Source organism: Streptococcus sp. HSISS3, from assembly GCF_000448605.1.
Classification (GTDB): Bacteria; Bacillota; Bacilli; order Lactobacillales; family Streptococcaceae; genus Streptococcus; species Streptococcus raffinosi.
Genome location: NZ_CM002130.1, coordinates 1,963,206 through 1,984,321, shown reverse-complemented (window position 1 = coordinate 1,984,321; position 21,116 = coordinate 1,963,206). Strand labels below are relative to the sequence as shown.

Genomic DNA, 21,116 nt, shown 5'->3' with positions numbered 1-21,116 from the left:
ACGAGCTAAAAGCTGTGAGAAAAAGATAAATTTTCTTTGTATCTGACGATACGGCAGAAATTTTCCTATTTTCTCTGTGCTTTTGACGCTCTTTGTATCTTGATTTATGGCTACTTATGAAACTTTTGCGGCGGTCTACGACGCTGTTATGGATGATAGTCTTTACGATTTGTGGACGGATTTCTCCCTCCGTCATTTGCCAAAGACTAAGGACAAAAAGAAATTGCTCGAATTGGCTTGTGGAACTGGGATTCAATCTGTACGTTTTTCTCAAGCTGGTTTTGATGTAACTGGACTTGATTTGAGTGCTGATATGTTGAAGATTGCGGAAAAGCGTGCGTCTTCCGCCAAGCAGAAAATCGACTTTATTGAAGGAAACATGTTGGATTTATCGCAAGCTGGCAAGTATGATTTTGTGACCTGTTATTCGGACTCAATCTGCTATATGCAGGATGAAGTAGAGGTTGGGGACGTCTTCAAGGAGGTTTATAATGCACTGAATGAAGATGGCGTCTTTATCTTTGATGTGCACTCAACCTATCAGACGGATGAAGTTTTCCCTGGCTATTCCTACCATGAAAATGCGGAAAATTTTGCTATGCTCTGGGATACTTATGAGGATGCGGCACCGCATTCAATTGTCCATGAATTAACTTTCTTTGTCCAAGAGGAAGATGGGAGCTTTAGCCGTCATGATGAGGTTCATGAGGAACGCACCTATGAGATCTTGACTTATGACATTCTGCTGGAGCAGGCTGGCTTCAAATCCTTCAAACTTTACGCCGATTTCGAGGACAAGGAACCGACTGAAACTAGTGCTCGTTGGTTCTTTGTGGCCCAAAAGTAAGAGTCTATGACAGTTACAGGTATTATTGCTGAGTTCAATCCTTTTCATAACGGCCACAAGTATCTCTTTGATCAGGCTGAAGGCGTGAAAATCGTTGCCATGTCTGGGAATTTTGTCCAGCGAGGCGAGCCAGCTATTGTGGATAAGTGGACTAGGGCTCAGATGGCTTTGGAAAATGGGGCAGATCTTGTGGTTGAGTTGCCCTTCTTGACGGCAGTTCAGTCTGCCGATTATTTTGCTGCTGGAGCCGTCGATATCTTGTCTCGACTGGAGATTGATAGTCTTACTTTTGGCACGGAAGAAGTCCTAGACTATCAGGCAATAGCAGATGTCTATGCTGAAAAGTCTGAGGAAATGGAAGCCTTTGTGGAAAATTTGCCGAGTGACCTATCTTATCCACAAAAGACACAAAAAATGTGGGAGAAATTTGCTGGTGTGGACTTTACTGGTAATACACCCAACCATATCCTAGGATTAGCCTATGCCAAAGCTTGTGCTGGTAAGGGTATTAAGCTGAATCCTATCCAGAGACAAGGAGCCGGCTATCATTCCTCAGATAAGAAAGTATCTTTTGCCTCAGCGACCAGTCTACGACTCCACAAGCAAGATAGTGATTTTGTGGATAAGTTCATGCCTAATAGCAAACTTTTTCAGACTTCTCCACAGGTTACTTGGGATAATTATTTCCAATTGTTGGTTTATCAGATTCTTACAAACCCTGATTTGACCAGTGTTTTCCAGGTGAATGAAGAGATTGCCAGTCGTTTAAAAGCTGCTATTCGTGAAGTTTCTTCTGTGGAGGAACTAGTGGATAAGGTAGCAACCAAACGCTATACAAAGGCTCGTGTACGTCGTATTTTGACCTATATCCTGGTCGGAGCTGTGGACAACCCTCTGCCTGAATCCATTCATGTGCTTGGATTTTCTCAAAAAGGGCAGTCTCATCTCAAATCTGTGAAAAAGTCTGTGGATGTAGTGGCTCGTATTGGAAGGGAGCCTTGGGATATGCTTACACAGCAAGCAGATCAGGTTTATCAATTAGGCAACCCCGAGCTTTCCGAACAGAACTTTGGACGCATACCGATTAGAGTAAAATAGCTTTGTAGAAGGTCTACCTATGGTAGGCTTTTTTACTTTTTGTAAACTTTTCTCAAAAAGGTCAAACAAAACTATTGACCTTTACTGACTAATGGTGTATTATAATCTCATAAGGAATAGCTTCCTTATGAGATTGCAGGACTAGCCTAAATCCTTGTAAAAAGGTAATTATAGCTTGCCTGCAAAAATATTTACAATAAAGGTCAAAAAAAGTCAAAAAAGATATTGACTAATACTGACCAATATTGTACAATATAAACATAAGGAAATGAAATCCTTATGAAGGCTGTCAAAACAGTCCATATACCGATATGAAAAGATTGCAGCTTGTCTGCTTAAATTTTCATTAAAAAGGTCAGTAAAAGTCAAAACTAAATTCTTGACCCAAGCAGATGAAAGGTATATGATAAAGCTATAAGGAAAAAGGTTTCCTTAATCTACAAGTTTCTTTCTAAAAGAAGCTTGGAAGTTAGCTATTTTGAGAGATTCACAGAAAGAAGGTGGCTCTTATGCTAAATGATAATTTATTCAAGACTGTGAAAGTTCTCAGTCTTCTACCAAGAGCAAAACCTGAAATTATTAGAAGAGTAGTTGAGGCTACTAAAAATTTTTAGGGTTTTGGTCAGTAAAAGTCAAAATTTACACATGAACTAAAAAATAACACTTAAAAAATCACAAGAAAACACAGTATGAGGTAATTATATGAACAACAACTTTAATAATATGGATGATCTTTTCAATCAATTGATGGGTAACATGGGTGGTTACCGTTCAGAAAACCGTCGCTACATGATTAACGGTCGTGAAGTGACACCTGAAGAATTTGCGATTTACCGTCAAACAGGTCAATTGCCTGGTAATGAAGGTGAAGCAGTGAACCCAACTCAACAACAAGCCAAAGGACCTAAACAAGATGGTATCCTTGCTAAGCTTGGTCGTAACTTGACTGAAGAAGCTCGTGAAGGTAAATTGGATCCTGTTATTGGACGTAACAAAGAAATCCAAGAAGCTTGCGAAATCTTGGCTCGCCGTACCAAGAACAACCCAGTCCTTGTCGGGGATGCTGGTGTTGGTAAAACAGCTGTAGTTGAAGGTTTGGCACAAGCCATCGTTAATGGTGATGTCCCAGCTGCCATCAAGAATAAAGAAATCATTTCAATTGACATTTCTGGACTTGAAGCTGGTACTCAATACCGCGGTAGCTTTGAAGAAAACATTCAAAACTTGGTAAACGAAGTCAAAGAAGCTGGAAACATTATCCTCTTCTTCGATGAAATCCACCAAATTCTTGGTGCCGGAAGCACTGGCGATGGTCAAGGATCTAAAGGTCTTGCTGACATCTTGAAACCAGCCCTTTCACGTGGTGAATTGACAGTGATTGGTGCAACAACTCAAGATGAATACCGTAACACTATCTTGAAGAACGCTGCCCTAGCTCGTCGTTTCAACGAAGTTAAGGTCAATGCTCCTTCTGCTGAAGATACTTTCAAGATTCTCCAAGGTATCCGTGATCTTTATGAAAAACACCACAATGTTATCTTGCCAGATGATGTCTTGAAAGCAGCGGTTGATTTCTCAGTACAATACATTCCACAACGTAGCTTGCCAGATAAGGCTATTGACCTTGTGGACGTGACAGCAGCTCACTTGGCAGCACAACATCCAGTAACTGATGTCAATGCTGTTGAACGTGAAATCGAAGAAGAAAAAGCTAAACAAGAAGCCGCAGCCGCTAAAGAAGATTACGAAGCAGCCCTAAATGCTAAGGTTCGTATTGAAAAACTTGAAAAGAAAATTGCTAACCATGCAGAAGATCACAAGGTGACTGCGACTGTAAATGATGTGGCTGAATCTGTAGAACGTATGACTGGTATTCCAGTATCTCAAATGGGTGCAACTGATATCGAACGTTTGAAAGATATGGGTAACCGTTTGCAAACTAAGGTTATCGGTCAAGATAAGGCCGTTGAAGCAGTAGCACGTGCCATCCGTCGTAATCGTGCAGGATTCGACGAAGGTAACCGCCCAATTGGTAGCTTCCTCTTTGTAGGACCAACTGGTGTTGGTAAAACTGAGTTGGCTAAACAATTGGCCCTTGATATGTTCGGTACCAAAGATGCTATCATCCGTTTGGACATGTCAGAATACAGCGACCGCACAGCCGTTTCTAAATTGATTGGTACAACAGCTGGTTATGTTGGTTATGATGACAATAGCAATACCTTGACAGAACGTGTTCGTCGTAACCCTTATTCAATCATCCTTCTTGATGAAATTGAAAAGGCTGACCCTCAAGTCATCACCCTTCTCCTCCAAGTTTTGGATGATGGTCGTTTGACCGATGGTCAAGGTAACACTGTAAACTTCAAGAACACTGTCATTATCGCAACTTCAAACGCTGGTTTTGGTTATGAAGCTAACTTGACAGAAGATGCGGAAAAACCAGAACTCTTGGATCGTTTGAAACCTTACTTCCGTCCTGAATTCTTGAACCGTTTCAATGCTGTGATTGAATTCTCACACTTGAGCAAGGAAAACCTTTCTAAGATTGTTGATTTGATGTTGGTAGATGTCAATAAGACCCTTTCTAAGAAAGAAATCGACTTGGCAGTTAGCGAAGCTGCTAAAGAATATATGACTGAAGAAGGCTACGATGAAGTCATGGGTGTTCGTCCACTCCGTCGTGTGGTTGAACAACAAATCCGTGATAAAGTCACAGACTTCCACTTGGATAACCTTGATGCTAAACACCTAGAAGCTGATATGGAAGATGGTGTCTTGGTTATCAAAGAAAAAGATGCTAAATAAAAAGCATAAAACCTCCTAATCCTATTATGAAGCAGAGATGTTAGTAGACATCTCTGCTTTTTTCTTTTTATTTAAGACTTTCCTTGGGTGCTACGGACGGAAGCGACTTCCTAACGGAATTCCATTCCTAAGATTTGAGCCTAAGTCTCAAATCTTCCGAGTGAGAGAAGCAAATAGTGCTTCTCTCACCTTTAGCACAGCGGAAAGTCTTATATATTTATTCTTAAATATAAAATGAGATAAAATTATTTAAATTATAATAATCTGATAAATAGTTAAAAATATATTCTATTTTCAAGAAAACGTTGACAACGTATATATATATATATAATGTTTACAGAAAATTAAATTTAGGTGAGGAATCCTTATGAAAAAGAAAAATTGTTTATTTACTTTTGCTGTGATTTTACTATCTATAGCATTAACAGGTTGTTCGGTCAGTAAGAACTTAATAAATACTGCAAAAAATGTTTCAGGAAGAGTTACAAGTAAATCTTCAAGTTCTTCAACAACGTCAAGCTCTTCAGGTTCTGTAAGTTCAAGTAATTTTAACCCTCAGGACACATCTGATGCCACAATTGAGAATATTTCAACCTATAACGACTATCTAACGATGTATTCGAAAATTGTTGATGAATATCTAACGAATTATCAAAATGCTGTTGCTGGTACAGTACTTGATGACGCAAATACAATTGAGCAAATGAAACAAGAGTCATTAAAGTCTTTGGAAGAACAGAAAAAAGAATACGGTCCGATGGGAAATACTAAGATTGTTGGTAAAGATAGTCTAGTTGAATTCTTGAAAAATTACCGTAATGGGTTGAAAGAATATACAGATAATATTTCAACCCAAATTCAATAATATAATTAAGGAGAACAAATGAAAACAAAAACATTAGCTGTGACAAATGGAGTAGTAGGACTAATCGGAGGAATCTTTCTTCTTTTTGCAATCTGGTTTATTTTAGGTGTAGCATCTTCGGGATCAGAGGCTGCGACTGGATTAATGACTTTGTTTGTATATCTTGTAAAGCTAGCACTACTAGTACTTGGAATAGTTGGTGCTGTATATTATAAAGGGGATACTCCGGTAGGAACTGCTCCTAGTGTACTTTTGATTGTTGGAGGAGCGATTTCTCTTATTCCTTTCTTGGGATGGATTGGCGGAATCTTAGGAATAATCGGTGGTTCATTGTATCTAGCGAGCCTGAAAAAATTTTAATAGTTCAATATGAGAAAATCATTTCAAGGAGGGTAAAATGGATTTATTTTGGCCAATGTTTTTCTTTATGGCATTCGTGGTAATTATCATGATTTTTGCTACAATTTCAGAAGTAATCAATAAATTAGGTAATATGGCAAAATGGCTCGGTTTAGGAGCGATAGCAGGAAATGTAATAAATAATAAAATCAATTCAGACACTGCTATAAAGCAAGGTAGAACTTGGAGGAAAAGTCGAAAACATTGTAATAACGGATTTTTAGACGATTTTGAAGAGTTTGTCTCGCCATCTTATGAATCAGATGAAGAGCATAATTTGTCTGATGAAGAGAGCTTTAGAGAATATCAGGAATTTAAAAAGTGGAAAGCAACACAAAAAGGTAAGTAGCGACGAGGCTACTTACCTTTATTCTTTATCATCACTTTGATATTTTTTCAAATGTTCTTGGATGATGCTAAGTCGAGGTTCTAGGTCTTTTTGGAAGACACGTGTTTTATAGCTGAGGTCTTGTTTGATGTCATCAAGCACAAGGTTTTGTTCCTTGATGATGTCAAGATTGCGTTTGATTCTGTCCAGATCGTGAGAGATATTTTCTCGTGATTGGTTGAGGTCTAGGATTTCCTCTTTGATGTCTTCACGTCGTTTATAGGCGTAGTAGGCACCATAGGCAAGGGTTCCAAGAGCTAGAAAGCGTCCGAGTTTCATTCTGTTACCTCTTTAGCAATGCTGTCAGCAAGGTCGGCCAAGGCAGCGAAGTCTGGTTCGTGTTCGTCAAAGCCCATGTGGATACCATCGTCTGCACCGTAACGAGGAACGAGATGAATATGAGCGTGGAAGACGGTTTGTCCAGCAACTTCTTCGTTGTTGTTAAGGACATTCATTCCGATAGCTTTTGTTGCTTTTTGGACGGCACGGGCAATTTTAGGGACACGGCTAAAGACAGTCTCTGCGGTTTCAGCAGACATTTCTAAGATGTTGCGAACGTGTTCTTTAGGGATGACCAAGGTATGTCCTTTTGTAGCTTGTGAGATGTCGAGGAAGGCTAGAACCTTGTCATCCTCGTAGACTTTTGATGATGGGATTTCTCCAGATATAATTTTACAGAAAATACAATTATCCATAATAACGACCTTTCCATGAGTTTTTGTTATAATAGATTATATCATACCAAAGAGAGAAAAGATAATGCTTAAATTAGAAAAGGTGACGGGTGGCTATGCCAATATTCCCGTCCTAAAAGATGTCACTTTTGAGGTGGCTGATGGTGAATTAGTTGGCCTCATTGGTCTTAATGGTGCTGGGAAATCAACAACAATCAACGAGATTATTGGCCTTTTAACACCCTATGGGGGACAGATTGCTATTGATGGTTTAACCATACAGCAAGATACGGCTAGTTATCGTCAAAAGATTGGTTACATCCCTGAGACGCCAAGTTTGTATGAGGAATTGACGCTACGTGAACATTTGGAAACGGTGTTGATGGCCTATGGGCTTGATGTGACTGAGGGGATGGCACGTGCGGATAAATACCTCAAGCCCTTTCGCTTAGATGAAAAATTGGACTGGTTCCCGACTCGGTTTTCAAAGGGAATGAAGCAGAAGGTTATGATTATCTGTGCCTTTATTGTTGGTCCAAGTCTTCTCATTGTTGATGAGCCCTTCCTAGGTTTGGATCCCTTGGCAATTTCGGACTTGATTGAGCTTTTGGCTGAGGAAAAAGCGAATGGTAAGGCTATTCTCATGTCGACTCACGTTTTGGATTCGGCTGAGAAAATGTGCGATCGCTTTGTCATCTTGCATCACGGTCAAGTCTTGGCACAGGGAACGCTTGATGAACTTCGTCAGACCTTTGGTGACAGTAGTGCCAGTCTTAACGATATTTACATGCAGTTAACTAAGGGAGAATTGTCATGATAGCTGAGCTTTTTAAGGAGCGTAGCAAGCGATTCAATACCCGTTGTGCTAAGTATAGTCGCTACGTCTTTAATGACCACTTTATCTTGGTTTTTCTCTTTTTGTTGGGCTTCGTTTTGGTTCAGTATAGCCAGTTGCTCCGACATTTTCCAAAAAATCCATGGGCTATTGTCCTGGGCTTGCTTGTGCTGTGTCTCTTCCTTCCTTTCTGGGGGAACATTGCCACCTATTTAGAGCCTGCTGACAAGCACTATCTCTTGGTGAAGGAAGAAGAGGTACGAACCCATGTTAAGAAGGCAACAGGACGTGCTTTTAAATTTTGGGTGCTTATCCAGACCCTTATTTTTATCTTGGTCGTCCCACTCTTTTTAGCCTTGGGGCTTCCAGTTTGGGGAGTTGTCCTTGTAGCAGTGGCTATGGCTATTCTTAAGTATTTTATTTTCCAGAAAAAGGCTCAACCTTTTTATAAGCAATCTGGACTTAATTGGGCTGAGGTTATTGTGGCAGAAAATAAACGGCAACAATCAATTTTGAAGTTCTTCTCCCTCTTTACCAATGTTAAGGGGATTACGTCGAGTGTAAAACGCCGTGCTTATTTGGATGGTATTCTCAAACGTACAAAGAAGGACAAAAACCATACTTGGTACAATCTTTACCTAAGGGCTTTCTTACGCTCTGGAGATTACTTTGCTTTGAGTTGTCGTCTCTTTGCCTTATCTCTACTGGTTATCTTTTTAGTTCCTGAAAAATGGTTGGCTATGATACTTGTGGCTATTTTCGATTACCTCTTGCTCTTCCAACTGACAGCACTAAAATTCCACTTTGCGTATCAAAGAATGGCTAATCTTATGCCATTAGGTAAGGACATGCAGGTGGACAATCTGAAACGTTTGATTAGCCAAATCATCCTTGTGATGACGCTGATTCAGGCTGTTTGTATCTTGGATTTGAAGTTTAGCCTCATTTTAGTTGGAGTGATGCTTGTTTTGAGCCTTGTCTACCTACCAGCCAAGCTTAAGAAGATGATTGACTAACACCTATTAAATAAGTTAAAATAGAAGCAAAAGACTAAAGAAAAAGGAGATGCCTAGGTGACATCAACAGATAAAGATTTGAGCCTGACTCCTCTCAAAGGAAACAGTGGTAAGGCCTATATGGGGACCTACCCAAATGGAGATCGCGTCTTTGTGAAGATGAATACAACACCAATCTTGGCAGCTCTTGCCAAGGAACAGATTGCACCACAGCTCTTGTGGGCTAAGCGTCTGGGAAATGGTGATATGATGAGTGCACAGGAATGGCTTGATGGTCGCATCTTGACCAAACATGACATGAATAGCAAACAGATTATCCAAATTCTTGGTAATTTGCACCGTTCAAAACACTTGGTAAATCAGCTCTTGCAGTTGGATTATCACATTGAAAATCCCTTTGACCTTCTACACGAATGGGAGGAAAACGCTGCCTATCAATTACGTGAGAATGGTTATCTTCAAGATGTCGTTAGAGATTTGAAACGTCATCTTCCAGAATTTCGTGCAGATATTGCGACAATTGTCCACGGGGATGCCCGTCATAGTAACTTTGTTATTACAACCTCAGGATTGATTTATTTGGTTGATTGGGATTCTGTACGTTTGACAGACCGTATGTATGATGTCGCACAGATTCTTAGCCATTACATTCCTTTGGCACATTGGCCTCAGTGGTTGTCATATTATGGCTATAAGAATAATGACCTTGTGATGGACAAAATTTATTGGTATGGGCAATTCTCATACTTAACACAAATTTCAAAATTCTTTGATAACCGTGATATGGAACACGCCAACCGAGAAATTTATGAATTGCGTAAGTTCAGAGAAACCCTGCACAGGTATTAGAAAGTAAACATGCGAGTTAGAAAACGTAAGGGTGCAGAGGAACACCTAGCGAATCATCCTCAATACGTTATCCTTGAGCCGGAGGCTGCTAAAGGTAAGTGGCACGAGCTTTTTGGTAATGACAATCCTATCCATATTGAGGTGGGATCTGGTAAGGGAGCCTTTATCACTGGAATGGCCCAACAAAACCCTGATATCAACTACATTGGTATTGATATCCAGTTATCTGTCTTGAGTTATGCTCTGGATAAGGTCTTGGACTCAGGTGCTGAAAATGTTAAGCTTTTGCGAGTGGATGGCTCAGCCTTGACTAATTATTTTGCGGACGGTGAAGTGGACATGATGTATCTGAATTTTTCAGATCCATGGCCTAAAAGTCGTCACGAGAAACGCCGTTTGACTTACAAGACTTTCCTAGATACTTATAAACAAATCCTGCCAGAAAACGGAGAAATTCACTTTAAGACCGATAACCGTGGACTTTTCGAGTATAGTTTGACTAGCTTTTCACAGTATGGAATGGTTCTCAACAAAGTTTGGTTGGACCTTCATGCTAGTGATTACGAGGGTAACGTTATGACTGAGTACGAGCGTAAATTCTCAGAAAAAGGTCAAGTCATCTATCGAGTAGAGGCTCAGTTTAAAGACTAATTCTTTGGTAAATAGGATGAAAAAATAGCGATTAGCCACAAATAGGCTAATCGTTTAATATGGAGAGGTCGCATAGAGGCCGAGTGCGCACGCTTGGAAAGCGTGTAGTCCTTAACGGGGCTCGGGGGTTCGAATCCCCTCCTCTCCTTTTTGGAAATAGAGAAAATGTCCCTTCTGAATTGAAAGGGACATTTTTAGGTATAGTCATCAAAAGAATATGTAATCTTTTAGTCCCAAGGGCTCTGAATACCTGCTACCCAACCGGTACAGAGGGCGCTAGTAATGTTAAAGCCACCAGTATGGGCATTGATGTCAAGGACCTCTCCTGCAAAGTGTAGGTGAGGGACTTTTTTACTTTCGAGGGTTTTGGGATTGATTTCCTTAAGGTCAACGCCACCTTTGGTTACGAAAGATTTGGCAAGTGACATTTTACCCGTGATCGGGATTTCCATGTCCTTAAGCTGACTGATAAGATTTTCCAAGTCTTTGGGATGTAGCTGTTTGACCTTATTATCGGTCATATCTTTTGCTAGGAATTCAGCGACACGCTCAGGTACAAGGGCTTTGAGGGAGTTTTTAACTGATTTCTCGCGATTTTCTTCAAAGTAGATCTTGAGATTTTCTTGGTTTTGGTTGGGAAGAAAGTCCAGATGTGCTATCTCACCACCCTTAACAAAGCTAGAAAGGCGAAGGGCAGCTGGTCCAGATAGGCCAAAGTGGGTGAAGAGCAGGTCATGGGTAATCTTGTGCTTGCCATAGGACAGAGTGACATCGTCAAGAGAAATTCCCTGTAAAGCCTTGTGTGGAAAGTCGGTTAGGAGTGGACTTTCTGCAGCTTCAAGGTCAGTAACATGGAGTTTGAAATGACGGGCAATATCATGTCCAAAACCAGTCGAACCTGTTGATGGGTAGGATTTTCCACCAGTTGTGACGATGAGTTTGTCACTGGTAAAAATATGGTCTGAAGATTTAACTTGGAATTGCTCATCGACCTTTTTGACGGAGACAACTTCTGTATTGGTGAGGATAGTAGCACCTAGTTCCTGAATTTTATCCTCCAGAGCCTGGATAATGGTCCTTGATTTGTTTGTCTTAGGGAAGACACGTCCGTGATCCTCGACCTTGAGTTTGACACCATTGTCCTCGAAAAAAGCAATGATGTCATGGTTATCAAATTGGGAAAAGACGCTATAGAGGAAACGCCCATTACCTGGAATACCTGCTAGGAGGTCGTCAAGACTTCCATTGTTAGTGACATTGCAACGTCCGCCTCCGGTTCCAGCAAGTTTCTTGCCAAGTCTTTTATTTTTTTCAATCAGAAGGGTTTGTTGGCCATAAAAGGCTGAGGCAATGGTCGCCATCATGCCAGCAGGTCCACCCCCAATAACGATAGTATCAAAATGTTTCATGCCTTTATTTTAGCATAATTTAAAGTGGGAGAATAGTTGTCAAAGGACCAGTATTTTTAGGTAAATTATGTTAGAATAGAAATAGACATTTTGATTAAAATGATTACTAACTAAGGAGGGAATATCGTGTCTGAAAATCACATGAAACACCGTTCATCTGTCTACGATAGTATGGTTAAATCACCTAACCGTGCCATGCTTCGTGCGACAGGAATGACGGATGAAAGTTTTGAAAAGCCAATTGTTGGGGTTATCTCAACTTGGGCGGAAAATACACCATGTAATATCCACTTGCACGGTTTTGGACAAATCGCAAAAGAAGGCGTGAAAGATGCAGGTGCTTGGCCTGTTCAATTTGGGACCATTACTGTTGCCGACGGGATTGCTATGGGAACACCAGGGATGCGTTTCTCTTTGACGTCTCGTGATATTATTGCTGACTCTATCGAAGCAGCTATGGGTGGTCACAATGTTGATGCCTTTGTAGCTATCGGTGGTTGTGATAAGAACATGCCTGGTTCTATGATTGCTATTGCTAACATGGATATTCCAGCGATTTTTGCCTACGGTGGTACCATTGCACCGGGTAACCTTAACGGTAAGGACATCGACTTGGTTTCTGTTTTCGAAGGAATCGGGAAATGGAACCACGGTGATATGACAGCCGAAGAGGTTAAAGAGCTTGAATGTAATGCCTGCCCTGGCCCTGGTGGTTGTGGTGGTATGTATACCGCCAATACAATGGCAACAGCAATCGAAGTAATGGGGATGAGTCTTCCTGGCTCATCATCTCACCCTGCCGAATCAGCTGAGAAGAAAGCAGATATCGAAGAAGCAGGTCGTGCGGTTGTTAAGATGCTTGAGCTAGGTCTTAAGCCATCAGATATCTTGACACGTGAAGCCTTTGAAGATGCCATCACTGTCACAATGGCACTTGGTGGTTCAACAAATGCCACTCTTCACTTGCTCGCTATTGCTCACGCAGCTAACGTTGATTTGACGCTTGAAGATTTCAATGATTTCCAAGAGCGCGTGCCTCACTTGGCGGACTTGAAACCTTCAGGTCAATATGTCTTCCAAGACCTTTACAATGTTGGTGGTGTGCCAGCTGTTATGAAGTACTTGTTGAAGAATGGCTTCCTTCACGGAGACCGTATCACATGTACTGGTAAGACTGTTGCGGAAAACTTGGAAGCCTTCGACGATTTGACACCAGGTCAAAAAGTTATCATGCCGCTTGAGCATCCTAAACGTGCCGATGGTCCGTTGATTATCTTGAAAGGTAACTTGGCTCCAGAAGGTGCGGTTGCCAAAGTATCAGGGGTTAAAGTTCGTAATATCACGGGTCCTGCTAAGGTCTTTGACTCAGAAGAAGATGCTATCGAAGCAGTTCTTTCTGACGAAATCGTTGACGGAGACGTTGTTGTTGTTCGTTTCGTAGGTCCTAAGGGTGGTCCTGGTATGCCAGAAATGTTGTCCTTGTCATCAATGATCGTTGGTAAGGGTCAAGGGGACAAGGTTGCCCTTTTGACAGATGGACGTTTCTCAGGTGGTACTTACGGCCTTGTTGTTGGTCACATTGCACCTGAAGCTCAGGTTGGTGGTCCAATTGCTTATCTTCACACAGGGGACATGGTTACAGTTGACCAGGATACCAAAGAAATCACTATGCACGTTTCAGACGAAGAGTTGGCGAAACGTAAAGCTGAAACTGAGTTGCCACCACTTTATAGTCGTGGTGTCCTCGGTAAATACGCTCACATCGTTTCTTCAGCCTCACGTGGTGCTGTTACCGACTTCTGGAACATGGATAAATCAGGTAAAGCCTAATTTACTGACATGAAAGAAATCACACCGGATATATGTGCGGTGTGATTTTTTGAGTTAGGAAGTCGAAGGTAGTCGCTGAAAGCATTGTGATTTGGATCAGTTGGTCACCCTCAGTAAAAATAGAGCAAAAAACTGGTTGGAACTATCCAACCAGTTTTAATATTATTTTCCACCTCGAGGCGAAATACCAAGGGCAATGCGACCATATCGACTGATACGGGTCATCTTCCAGACAGGCGAGTAAGTAGTCTCGACCTTGACAGACTTGATACCATCAATTGATTTGAGTTTTTCAGCAATTTCGTAAGGCATCGTCTCTTCGCAACCGCAGCCAGTATCTGTAAAAGTCATGAGAAAGTAGCAGTGGCCAGTTTCATCAAGGGTGATTTCATAGATTAAGCCAAGGTTATAGATGTCTAGCTCGATCTCAGGATCAAACACGGTGGTCATTTGTTCAACGATAGGTTCTAAATAAGGTTGGACTAGATCGTTGACTTTGATATCATCACGGAAGTTTTTCATAGGACCTTTTCTTTCTATTTTACTTTTGTTTATTATGTCATACTTTAGGGCTTTTTTCAATCTGCTTTAGTCATAATAGTTTGTAATGGGAATACGCCGTAACATCAAAAAATCCCCAACAAACCCTTCGTTGGAGATAATGTGACTTGTGCTTTTGTATCAAGCAAATTCTTCGCAACGATAGTTGCAAGAGCACTACAGACAATTGGAGAGAGAATAAAAATCCAAAGTCTTGCGAAATAGGACTCCACCATTCCTAGATACAACAGATCTGGTACTAATAAAGATAAGCCTTTATGTACTGATTGTTTAAGCAAAAATCCTTCAAAATACATTTATACCCGAGCAATAGTCTATCAAAATACTTTTGGCCTATCAAGCAAAATGCTCAGGAATTTAGGGTTAACATAATGGCGCTGAAAACCCATGTTAGGGACGGGGAATTGTCTTGTCAAATTGACAGAAAGGTGTGATTATGATATTCTCATAGTAAGACATTTCAAGAGAAAATGAGGCTATTATGAGTATTGAAAAGACCGTCAGCGAGATTGCTGAAATCCTTGGCGTTAGTCGTCAAGCAGTCAATAATCGTGTCAAACAACTTCCAGAAGAAGATACTGAAAAAAATGCAAAAGGGGTTACTGTCGTTAAGCGTAGTGGCTTGATTAAGTTGGAGGAAATCTACAAGAAGACTATCTTTGACGATGAGCCTATTGATGAAGAAACCAAGCAACGTGAGCTGTTAGAGATTCTTGTAGACGAGAAAAACTCTGAGATTGCCCGTCTCTATGCCCAGTTGAAGGCTAAGGATGAGCAGTTGTCTAACATGGATGACCAATTGCGTGTCAAAGACGTTCAAATCGCCGAGAAAGACAAGCAAATCGATCAACAGCAACAATTGACCTTGACTGCTATGAAAGACAAAGAAGAGCTTAAATTGGAGCTTGATGAGGCTAAGGTAGAGGTTGATGAAGCCAAAGCTCAAGTGGAAGAAATCCAAACCAAACAAGAAGAAGCTTCTAAAAAAGGGTTCTTTGGACGACTATTTGGAAAATAAAAAAGAAGCTGGGACTCAGTCTCAGCTTTAACTATTGTAGGAGATAAAGATGGAAAATGTAGAAACTTATATTGCCTTTGATATGGAATTCAACACGGTGGATGGCATTAGCCATATCATCCAGGTGTCAGCTGTTAAGATGGACCGGCATGAGGAAGTGGGCCAGTTTGACTCTTTCGTCTATTCGGATGTTCCTTTGCAGTCCTTTATCAATGGTTTGACGGGGATTACAGCTGATAAGATTGCCAGGGCACCGAAGTTAGAGTCCGTTCTAGCGGATTTTAAGGCATTTGTTGGTGATACACCACTTATCGGCTACAATGCACTTAAATCAGATTTGCCTATTTTAGCTGAAAATGGTTTGGACTTGGAAGAGCAATATGCTTTAGATGTTTTCGATGAGGCCTTTGACCGTCGTGCTTCTGATTTGAACGGTATTGTTAACCTCAAGTTGACTAGTGTGGCAGATTTCTTTGGAATCAAGGGACATGGTCACAATAGTTTGGAGGATGCTCGGATGACCGCACAGATTTACGAGAAGTTTCTCGAATTAGATGAGAATGCCAAACTTCTGGAGCAACAGGAAGAAGTCAGTAACAATCCTTTTGCTGCACTAGGTTTAGGCGGTCTCTTCGACTAAAGCTTTACAGGAGCTGTAAAGGCTGTAAAGAGTGATGGCTAACTTTTTCTGTAAGAAGTGAAAATCCTTTAGGGTTAGGGCTTGCTCGTCACCTTGCGTTATAAGGTAGAATCTAGGTATCAAGGGTGGCCAAGGTCCTCCTTTGATAGAAAATCTTAAAAGGAGGTGACTGAGATGTCGCAGTTTTCAACAGGAGAGTTGGCTAAGGCAGCAGAAGTGTCTGTTAGGACTGTCCAGTACTATGACCAACGTGGTATTTTGACGCCATCTGAAGTCACAGAAGGTGGTCGGAGAATCTACCACAACTCAGATTTGGAACGCCTGCAAGTCATTTGTTTCTTAAGAGATTTGGATTTCTCAATTAATCAAATCAAAAAACTCTTGCAAGAGGAAAATAGGGAACAGGTTTTAGAGCTTTTGTTGACAAATCAAATCGAGAGCTTGGAAAAGTCTTCAGAGGAAATAGAGGTCAAACTAAAACGTGCCCGTCACTTGCAAAAAGCAACTGCTAAACGACATCAACTTTCGCTGGAAGATTTGTCAGACATTTCACGTCTTATGGAAAATCAAAAATCATGGCGTCATTTGCAATGGAAACTATGGGGGAGTTGCGTTTTAATCTTCCTTCTTTATCTGATGAGCCTACTGGTTGTCATTTATTATTTTAAGGATCCCAGAGGTATCTTTATTGTCTGTCCTGCTTCTATTATAGTAATGAATTTAGTGGTGTCTCACTATAGAAAGCAGTTTGAATACCTCTGTCCTAATTGTCATAGGACCTTTGATCCAAGTTTTAAAGAGTTTGCCATTTCTGGACATACACCTAGGACTCGTAGGCTGACTTGTCCTCATTGTCATGTTAAGACCTACTGTTTGGAGTTGGCTAAGACTAAAACGAAATAAATTTATCAAATATAAAAAAACGCTTGAGAATGACTTCTCAGGCGTTTTTAGCTTATTCAACTGAACTTAGAGCTTCGAGCATATTAAGCTTGGCTAGGCGGTTATTAACAACGAAGCCGAGGATAATAAGGATTAAGACAATGAGAACAGCTGGTAAAAGGTAGGTAGCAAGTCCAATAGATGGATCAAACATGATACGATCTGGTGGGATAATGCTTACCATATATTGGTGAAGTGCCTGTCCAAGACCAAATCCAACGAAGATACCGATAATAGATAGATAAATGGTTTCACGATAGATGTAGAGGGATACTTCATTATTGTAGAAACCAAGAACCTTAACGGTTGAGAGCTCGTGGATACGTTCAGAGACATTGATGTTGGTCAGATTGTAAAGGACAACCACAGCAAGAAGAATGGAAACGGTAATCAAGATACCAATAACTTGCGTTAAGGAATTGACCATGGTGCTGATTTGCAACTTGAGGTTGTTGTTTTGAACAACGCCGTAAACATTTGGCAAGTTGATGAATTTAGCTGCCATGTTTTCCACATTTTGCTTGGTAGGCTCAGCCAGACTGACGAGATTGGCATTATTCACCGAAGGTGTACCAAAGGCTTTTTGATAGTAGCTAGCATTCATAAAGAGGAAATGTCCCATGTACATTTCTGTGATACCAGCAATTTTAATCTTGACGGATTCTTCCTGACTGTTTTGCACAGTGATGGTATCGCCAACCTTGAGGTTGAGGAGTTTGGCCATTTTTTCAGAGATAATAGCTCCATCATTAGATAATTTAAGCGTTTTGTTATGTGCTCGGTCTCTCAAGCTAACGTAACTATTAATGATTTTCTCATCATGATCATTAAAGACAATCGTCGAGATTTCTTGGGTATCCTTATTGTTACCAGCAATTTTTTGTAAGGTTTCAAAATGAATATTCAAGTATTCTTTGACGTCTTTGCTATCAAGAAGCTTTGTGAGTTGCTTATCAAAGGCACTTGATGTATTCGGTTGTTTGGCGACAATCATATCATAGTGAATGATGTCTTCAAACTGTTGCTGGTTAAGATTAGATACGGAAGAACGAATTCCTAAACCTGCGAAGAGCAGAGCGATAGAGCCTGCGACTCCAAAGAGAGTCATAAACATCCGTTGTTTATAGCGGAAAATATTACGCATGGTAACTTTTTCTTTGAAACTAAGACGTCTCCAAAGAGGTGTAATGCGCTCTAGGACAATCTTAGCTCCTGCACGAGGTGGCTTTGGAAGAAGCAGTTGAGAAGGTTTTTCCCAGAGTTCTTTCTTAGCAACCGCATAGGCAGGAAGTACAGCGGATAGGAGCCCTAAAAGAAAGGCGATTAGGGTAAGCCCTAAGTAGAAGTGCAACTCAAAAGCAGGCAGTTGCAAATCGTTCTTATAAGTGTTGTGAATGAGTATTGGAAGTAGAGTATGTCCTGTAATAACCCCTGCAGCTGTGCCAGCAATACTAGTAATTAATCCATAGATGACGAATTTGTGGATAATACGTGAATTGTTATACCCCAGTGCATTAAGGATACCGGCTTTTCCTCGTTCTTCTTCAACAAAGCGTCCCATGGTTACAAAGGTAACTAAGGCTGCCATAAAGTAGAGGGCTATAGGGAAGATGTTGCTGACATCGTGGATGATGTTGATGTTACTCTCGTAAGCAACATACCCATCTGAACCCGGAATCTCTCGACGAGAGTAGAACTTGTAGCTAGGGGCTGGCATATTGTCCAGCATTGCTTGACTTTCTTCGAGTTCTTTTTGCTTAGCTTCAATCTTGGTAGTAGCCTCTTTTACACTTGCTGCCTCAGCAGCGTTGGTTGTTGTCATCTGCTGAGTCTGGGTGCGTGCTGCTTCAAGCTCTTGTTTTCCTTGCGTAATTTGAGCTTGAGCTTGGGACCTGATTTCAGTTAAGCGTTTCTCAGGCTCGTCTTTAAAAAGGTCCTTGAGTTCAGCTTTTCTTTCTGAAATTTTATCCGCATATTTCTTACTAAAAGGACTCACATTTGCCAAATCCTGGTAACGGATTCGAGCAATCATGTAGTTATTAGCGTTGAAATCTGTCTTCGGCACAACGGCATAGCCGTCTAGTTTTCCGGTACCTGCACTGGCATTACCAAGACGATTCTTGGAGAGGAGTTCAGAGGAATTGACAAAACCAGTAATGGTATATGTTTGTTCCTTTAACTGTTTTTGCCCAGAGCTATCTACTGGCTCAGAAAAATTAATCTTATCTCCTACACTGTATTCTTCTTTATAGGTTGAAGAAAGAGCAATCTCCCCATCCTTATTAGGAAGCTTCCCCTCAACAAGGTCATAGGTAGAGATTTTTTTAGGTTTTGAGAAGATACGAAATGTCGTATTTGTGCCCTTGATAACAGCATCTTTGAAATAACCATACTCAATGTCAACATTCTTCTTTTTGACTGTATTAAGAAGGTCTTGATCGGTTTTGTTAATACCGTAAGTACTAATTAAGCTCAAGTCAGCTGTCTGATGGGCCTTGAAGAAGTGTTCTCCTGTTGTTTTCATATTAGGAGAAGTGACCTTAAGACCAATCAAAGCAAAGGATCCGAGTGCCATAAGCAAGGCAATAGAGAGCATACGCCCTTTAGAAGCTACAAAGGTTCGCCAAACATCTTTCCAATAAGTTGTTTTTTCATGACGGTGCTCCTTTCTAGTACTCCAAGTCCTCGATTTTTTGTGGGTTGGGATTAGTTTCCACACTCTTAATCTTGGCATCGTGCATTTGGATCACACGATCAGCAATTGGAGCTAGAGAAGCATTGTGGGTAACAATAATAACAGTTGTTCCCTGTTTGCGCGCCATGTCTTGAAGGAGGGTTAGGATTTGTTTCCCTGTTTGATAATCCAGAGCCCCCGTCGGTTCATCACAAAGAAGAATCTTTGGATTTTTGGCAACGGCACGTGCAATAGCGACACGTTGTTGTTCCCCACCAGATAGTTGTGATGGGAAGTTGTCCAAGCGGTCCCCTAAACCGACTTCGACAAGTGTTTGTGAGGCATCTTTAGCGTTTGGAACGATTTCAGATGCTAACTCAACGTTCTCCCTGGCCGTAAGGTTTGAAACTAAGTTGTAAAATTGGAATACAAAACCAACGTCCTCACGACGATAAGTCGTAAGTTCCCTAGCTGAGTATTCAGAGATATCCTTACCATCAATAATGACGCGGCCTTCGTCATTGGTGTCCATACCACCTAAGATGTTAAGAACGGTTGATTTTCCGGCACCGGAGGCACCGAGAACGACGACAAGCTCCCCTTTTTCAATTTCAAAGCTTACGTCATTATTTGCGATAATTTCCAGATCACCGGTTTTATAGCGTTTATAGCTATGCTTCATTTGAATATAAGCCATGAATTTCCCTTTCATATGAAATAATGATGCTGTTAATTACCTATCTTTCCTTATCTCATTGTAACGGATTTTCCTTGAAATATCTAGCGTTTATGCTAAAAAAATACTAAAACATAGCAAGTTTTTCTTACATGTGATAGAGATGTGTGTGAAGCGTTTACATATGAGAAAATAGTTTAGTAAATGAGCTTTTTGTGAGTCTCCGATTTGGTCATTTGGTTATAAAGTTAGGCTATTTTTAGTGTTTTACCAGGTATTTTCTCCAATTTTAACACTTGTTTGTCGTAATAGAGGAGTTAAGGTCGGTGTATTTAGCACGTTAGAGCTGATAAGATACAAATGTTATGGGATGAGTAGTATATGAGAGAGTTGATCCTTAGCATCATCTTTAGTAGTTTCCTTTGTTTTCATTAAATAAAGGAACGCTAATAAAGATAACTATAAATAAACTTTAGATGTAAACTATATGAGATTTTCTGAAGGATCGGTATTCATTAAATCTATCAAGACCCTTTAAAATAGAGTTTTAGAGGTGTATATCACTAATCTTTTTATAATCGTTTGTTTAATTAATAGAAGGTTAGCTTTTTCTTTTAGGGCTATCTTTTTATAGTTGCTTTGAAAGTGTTTGGACACTATGAAGGTATCCGATAGACGTTTGGTGCAAAGTAGCTCTTTTATTGGCACTTTAGCCGACAAATCTTTGGTTTACTGAGCATTGCTTAAAGAATTTACCATTTGTCTAGGCTTAAAAGCTTAATCTGATAATAGATTTTCATCAATTTTAGGACATGAATTTTTTATTTATTTAAAATGCTTAAAAATTAAGGAATCGCTTGAAACGAAAGCTTTTGAGTGTTAAGATAGATAGCATAATGAAGGTTTATAAGATGAGTTCAGTATGACCTTCATTCG

General features: G+C 40.5%; 20 protein-coding genes and 1 tRNA gene. 15 read left to right on the top strand and 6 right to left on the bottom strand.

What is annotated here, in order from left to right:
* The first annotated feature begins 106 nt into the window (after nt 1-106).
* The 6 genes from HSISS3_RS09100 to HSISS3_RS09075 all read left to right on the top strand — a co-directional run bounded on the left by HSISS3_RS09100 (nt 107) and on the right by HSISS3_RS09075 (nt 6,366).
* On the top strand, nt 107-847 hold the full coding sequence (locus HSISS3_RS09100) for a class I SAM-dependent DNA methyltransferase (RefSeq protein ID WP_021152473.1): 741 nt from the start codon (nt 107-109) through the stop codon (nt 845-847).
* 6 nt (nt 848-853) lie between these two features.
* On the top strand, nt 854-1,945 hold the full coding sequence (locus HSISS3_RS09095; protein WP_021152472.1) for a nucleotidyltransferase: 1,092 nt from the start codon (nt 854-856) through the stop codon (nt 1,943-1,945).
* 702 nt (nt 1,946-2,647) lie between these two features.
* Entirely contained in the window at nt 2,648-4,753 is a 2,106-nt protein-coding gene (locus HSISS3_RS09090; RefSeq protein ID WP_021152471.1) for an AAA family ATPase, read from the top strand.
* A gap of 367 nt (nt 4,754-5,120) precedes the next feature.
* Nucleotides 5,121-5,618, top strand: coding sequence for a hypothetical protein (locus HSISS3_RS09085; RefSeq protein WP_042771988.1), 498 nt, complete (start codon nt 5,121-5,123; stop codon nt 5,616-5,618).
* An 18-nt stretch (nt 5,619-5,636) separates the two neighbouring features.
* A complete protein-coding gene (locus tag HSISS3_RS09080; protein ID WP_021152469.1) occupies nt 5,637-5,978 on the top strand; it encodes a hypothetical protein in 342 nt (113 codons plus the stop codon).
* 37 nt (nt 5,979-6,015) lie between these two features.
* Nucleotides 6,016-6,366, top strand: coding sequence for a hypothetical protein (locus HSISS3_RS09075; RefSeq protein ID WP_021152468.1), 351 nt, complete (start codon nt 6,016-6,018; stop codon nt 6,364-6,366).
* An 18-nt stretch (nt 6,367-6,384) separates the two neighbouring features.
* On the opposite strand, the gene HSISS3_RS09070 is transcribed toward HSISS3_RS09075, so the two are convergent.
* Nucleotides 6,385-6,684, bottom strand: coding sequence for a hypothetical protein (locus HSISS3_RS09070; RefSeq protein ID WP_021152467.1), 300 nt, complete (start codon nt 6,682-6,684; stop codon nt 6,385-6,387).
* On the bottom strand, nt 6,681-7,100 hold the full coding sequence (locus tag HSISS3_RS09065) for an HIT family protein (RefSeq protein ID WP_021152466.1): 420 nt from the start codon (nt 7,098-7,100) through the stop codon (nt 6,681-6,683). The genes HSISS3_RS09070 and HSISS3_RS09065 overlap by 4 nt, the downstream gene beginning before the upstream one ends.
* 64 nt (nt 7,101-7,164) lie before the next feature.
* On the opposite strand from HSISS3_RS09065, the gene HSISS3_RS09060 reads away from it, so the two are divergent.
* From HSISS3_RS09060 to HSISS3_RS09040, 5 genes are all read left to right on the top strand, one after another.
* On the top strand, nt 7,165-7,896 hold the full coding sequence (locus tag HSISS3_RS09060; RefSeq protein WP_021152465.1) for an ABC transporter ATP-binding protein: 732 nt from the start codon (nt 7,165-7,167) through the stop codon (nt 7,894-7,896).
* Nucleotides 7,893-8,930 (top strand): ABC transporter permease, encoded by a 1,038-nt coding sequence (locus tag HSISS3_RS09055; RefSeq protein WP_021152464.1) that lies wholly within the window; start codon nt 7,893-7,895, stop codon nt 8,928-8,930. Before HSISS3_RS09060 ends, HSISS3_RS09055 begins: the two co-directional genes overlap by 4 nt.
* A gap of 57 nt (nt 8,931-8,987) precedes the next feature.
* Nucleotides 8,988-9,779, top strand: a complete 792-nt coding sequence (locus HSISS3_RS09050; protein ID WP_002889525.1) for a cell cycle regulator CcrZ — start codon at nt 8,988-8,990, stop codon at nt 9,777-9,779.
* A gap of 9 nt (nt 9,780-9,788) precedes the next feature.
* On the top strand, nt 9,789-10,430 hold the full coding sequence (trmB, locus tag HSISS3_RS09045; protein WP_021152463.1) for a tRNA (guanosine(46)-N7)-methyltransferase TrmB: 642 nt from the start codon (nt 9,789-9,791) through the stop codon (nt 10,428-10,430).
* Nucleotides 10,431-10,491: 61 nt separating this feature from the next.
* Nucleotides 10,492-10,578: transfer RNA gene (locus HSISS3_RS09040), tRNA-Ser, on the top strand.
* Between the two features lie 79 nt (nt 10,579-10,657).
* Here HSISS3_RS09040 and HSISS3_RS09035 read toward each other — a convergent pair.
* On the bottom strand, nt 10,658-11,839 hold the full coding sequence (locus HSISS3_RS09035; RefSeq protein ID WP_021152462.1) for an NAD(P)/FAD-dependent oxidoreductase: 1,182 nt from the start codon (nt 11,837-11,839) through the stop codon (nt 10,658-10,660).
* Between the two features lie 126 nt (nt 11,840-11,965).
* Here HSISS3_RS09035 and ilvD point away from each other — a divergent pair, with 126 nt between their 5' ends.
* Complete coding sequence (ilvD, locus tag HSISS3_RS09030; RefSeq protein ID WP_021152461.1) at nt 11,966-13,669, top strand: dihydroxy-acid dehydratase; 1,704 nt, start codon at nt 11,966-11,968, stop codon at nt 13,667-13,669.
* Nucleotides 13,670-13,831: 162 nt separating this feature from the next.
* Here ilvD and HSISS3_RS09025 read toward each other — a convergent pair whose 3' ends face one another.
* Entirely contained in the window at nt 13,832-14,191 is a 360-nt protein-coding gene (locus HSISS3_RS09025; protein ID WP_008535380.1) for a metal-sulfur cluster assembly factor, read from the bottom strand.
* 520 nt (nt 14,192-14,711) lie between these two features.
* On the opposite strand from HSISS3_RS09025, the gene HSISS3_RS09015 reads away from it, so the two are divergent.
* The 3 genes from HSISS3_RS09015 (at nt 14,712) to HSISS3_RS09005 (ending at nt 16,791) form a co-directional block, all read left to right on the top strand.
* Nucleotides 14,712-15,248 (top strand): DUF536 domain-containing protein, encoded by a 537-nt coding sequence (locus tag HSISS3_RS09015; RefSeq protein ID WP_002889519.1) that lies wholly within the window; start codon nt 14,712-14,714, stop codon nt 15,246-15,248.
* 49 nt (nt 15,249-15,297) lie between these two features.
* Nucleotides 15,298-15,888: a 3'-5' exonuclease gene (locus HSISS3_RS09010; RefSeq protein ID WP_021152460.1), complete on the top strand. Its 591-nt coding sequence runs from the start codon at nt 15,298-15,300 to the stop codon at nt 15,886-15,888.
* A 174-nt stretch (nt 15,889-16,062) separates the two neighbouring features.
* Nucleotides 16,063-16,791: a MerR family transcriptional regulator gene (locus tag HSISS3_RS09005; protein ID WP_021152459.1), complete on the top strand. Its 729-nt coding sequence runs from the start codon at nt 16,063-16,065 to the stop codon at nt 16,789-16,791.
* Between the two features lie 52 nt (nt 16,792-16,843).
* Here HSISS3_RS09005 and HSISS3_RS09000 read toward each other — a convergent pair whose 3' ends face one another.
* Together HSISS3_RS09000 and HSISS3_RS08995 are read right to left on the bottom strand one after the other, a co-directional pair.
* A complete protein-coding gene (locus HSISS3_RS09000) occupies nt 16,844-19,426 on the bottom strand; it encodes an FtsX-like permease family protein (RefSeq protein ID WP_021152458.1) in 2,583 nt (860 codons plus the stop codon).
* Between the two features lie 73 nt (nt 19,427-19,499).
* The gene (locus tag HSISS3_RS08995; protein WP_021146343.1) at nt 19,500-20,201 is read right to left on the bottom strand and encodes an ABC transporter ATP-binding protein; all 702 of its coding nucleotides are present in this window, start codon (nt 20,199-20,201) and stop codon (nt 19,500-19,502) included.
* Nucleotides 20,202-21,116: the final 915 nt, after the last annotated feature.